Here is a 2,653-nt window from a genome sequence, read left to right as displayed (position 1 = left end):
CTCCGAGCGCAACCCTCTCCAACCTCCTCTCCACTCCCCGGCTGTCTGCGGCCAGCTGCGGCCCCCCGGGTTTCCCGGGGCCGCAGCGCCAGCCGCCAAACCGTGAGCAGTCGGGTGCGAGCGCCGGTGCAAGGGACGACGCGAGCGCCGTGACCGCGCTGCGCGGGCGCGGCGCTTGCTGAGTCCCGCCGGCGCGGGAGTCAGCTCGGCGACGCTGACCCGTCCTTGCCGGCGCGGGTGCGGTAGCTCTTGGGGCCGCACTTGAGCACGTTGGCGTGGTGCAGTAGCCGGTCGAGCAGGGCGCTGACGGCGGCGTTGTCGCCGAGCAGTTTGCCCCAGTCTTCGACGGGGCGGTTGGAGGTCATGATCGTGCTGGCGCGTTCGTAGCGGCGCATGATGACCTCGAGCAGGTCCTCGGCGGCGGTGTGCGGCAGCTTCCGCATGCCGAGGTCGTCGATGATCAGCAGTTTCGCGTTGCCGATCTGCTGCAGGAAGTCCTTGCGGGTTCCGTCGAGCGTCGCGTCGGCGAGTTGTTCGACGAGCGCATGCGCCTCGCGATAGACCACGTCGTAGCCGTGGTGGATGGCGGCGAGCCCGATCGCCTGCGCCAGGTGGCTCTTGCCGGTGCCCGGCGGGCCGAGGAAGAGGCCATCCTTCTGTTCGGCGACGAAGCGGCACGACGCCAGTTCGAAGATCAGCCGCTTGTCCATGCGCGGGTTGAAGGCGAAGTCGAAGTTGTCGAGCGTGCGCCCGCGATCGCGGAATCCCGCGTGCTTGACGCGGCGTTCGATCAGGCGATCGGCGCGACGATTCAATTCGTCGTGCACCAGGTTGGCGAGGAAGTCATGCGGGGACAGGCTCTCCGCCTGGGCCTGCACGATCCTCGTCGGCAGCGTCGCGGCCATGCCCGACAGGCGGAGCTTGCGGAGGGAGCGATCGAGTTCGGTCGTGTTCATGGTCTTGGGTCTCGGTCATGCGACGCACCACGTCGCGGTAGTGGCTCAGGTCACGGATGAGGCCGTCGGCCTGCTGCAGCAGCGCCGTCGGGTCGTGGGGTCGCTTGGCCAAGCGCGCGACGACGCGGTAGCTGTCGACGTCGCGCGCGAGGGCGGTGCGGCAGCAGGCTTCGATCCACTCGATGCCGTGGCGCTTCACCAGCGACAGCACGCCGAGGATCTCGCGCGCCGCGTATTGGCGGCGACGCTGCTCGATGCGCTCGCAGAGTACGCCGACGTGCTTGCCGGCGACGCGTGCCCGCTGCACCAGTTGTTCGATCTGTGGCGGCGTGCGCGGGCTGCGGTCCCGCGGATCGACGCGGAAGAAGCCGTCCTTGGTCCGCAGATGCTCGCGCAGGAGCTGGCCCGTCTCCGGATCGAGGATCCGCACGCGGCAGTCATCCCAGCGCACGTGCACCTCGCGGCCGATGCGACCCGGTGGCACCGCGTAGTACGCCTTCGCGACCTCGATGCAGCCGTCGAGATGCACCACTCGCACCGCATGCTGGTAGTAGCGGAATGGCTCGACCGGCAGCGGCAGCAGCGACGCCCGCTCCTCTGCGAACATCTCGGCCACCTGGCGCTTGCACGTGCCGTGGATGCGTTTGTCCGCCCAGCGCTCCGCCCAGTGATCAAGATGACGCTGCGCCTCTTCGATCGAGTCGAAGCGCTGGCCGGCGAGCGGCGTCTTCTGCGCGAATCCGACCGAGGACTCGACCTTGCCCTTGCGATCCGGATGACGGACTCGCGCCGGCAACGCCACCACGCCGTAGTGCGCGAGCATGTCCCGGTAGAGCGGATTGAGCGTCGGGTCGTACACGTCGGCCAGGACCACGCCCTCGCGCAGGTTGTCGAGCACGATCGTCCGGGGCGCGCCACCGAGCCGACGGAACGCCATCTCGTGCAACTCGCACCACCCCTTCGAGCTCGACTGCCAAGCCAGCAGCCAGATCGCCTTCCGGCTGCATCCGAGGGTCAGGGCGAACAGCCGCGTGCGCCGGTACTTCCCCGTCTTCGGGTGCTTCACCAACGGCCCCGTGCCGTAGTCCACTTGCCCTTCTTCGCCTGGCGCCGTCGTGATCCGCGGATGCGCCACCAAAGACGACGGCTGCAGCCTGCGCACGAAACGCTTCACCGACTGGTAGCTGCCGGCGAAACCGTGGCGATCAACCAGCTCCTGCCAGATCGACTTGCCGTTGCGCCCCTGGTCCAGCGCACGCAAGATCAGATCCCGGTGGTCCTCGCAGCGGCTTCTGGCAGCCGAAGTCAGCGACTCGGTTGCTGGCGCGGCGTCGGAGCCGGGGGTCACCTGACTGGCCGGATTTGGCCCCGTCCCCGAGCCGGGGGTCGCCTGACTGGCCGGATTTGGATCGTCAGCCTCGAGGCGACGCGCTCGTTCCCGCCGCATCCGGATCCCAGCTGCCTGCAAGTAGTTGCGCACCGTGTCCCGGTGCACTCCGGTCGCGGCCTGGATCCGGCGCAGCGACCAGCCCAGCCGGCCCAGCGCTCGCACTTGCTCTTGTTGTTCGGGGTTCAAGACGTTGCCCATCCCCGCGTGGCAACCTCATGGCCCACGCGGCGTCAACGTCCGCGACCAGCTTCACGACTGGCCGGTTTTCAGGTGACCCCAACTGGCCGGTTTTGACCGTCCCCCGAGG

1 protein-coding gene and 1 pseudogene are annotated in these 2,653 nt (G+C 68.8%); both read right to left on the bottom strand.

Annotated features, from left to right (window positions below):
* Window positions 1-200 precede the first annotated feature (200 nt).
* Window positions 201-956 carry an IS21-like element helper ATPase IstB gene (istB, locus tag K8I01_04425; protein ID MBZ0219660.1) on the bottom strand — a complete coding sequence of 252 codons (756 nt, stop codon included), beginning with the start codon at window positions 954-956 and terminating at the stop codon, window positions 201-203.
* Window positions 957-975: 19 nt separating this feature from the next.
* Window positions 976-2,544, bottom strand: a pseudogene (gene istA / locus K8I01_04420) (IS21 family transposase).
* Window positions 2,545-2,653: the final 109 nt, after the last annotated feature.

The organism is Deltaproteobacteria bacterium (assembly GCA_019912665.1).
Taxonomy (GTDB): Bacteria; Desulfobacterota; GWC2-55-46; order GWC2-55-46; family GWC2-55-46; genus UBA5799.
Note: the sequence above shows the minus strand (reverse complement) of the source record. Positions and strands in the feature narration are given on the sequence as shown.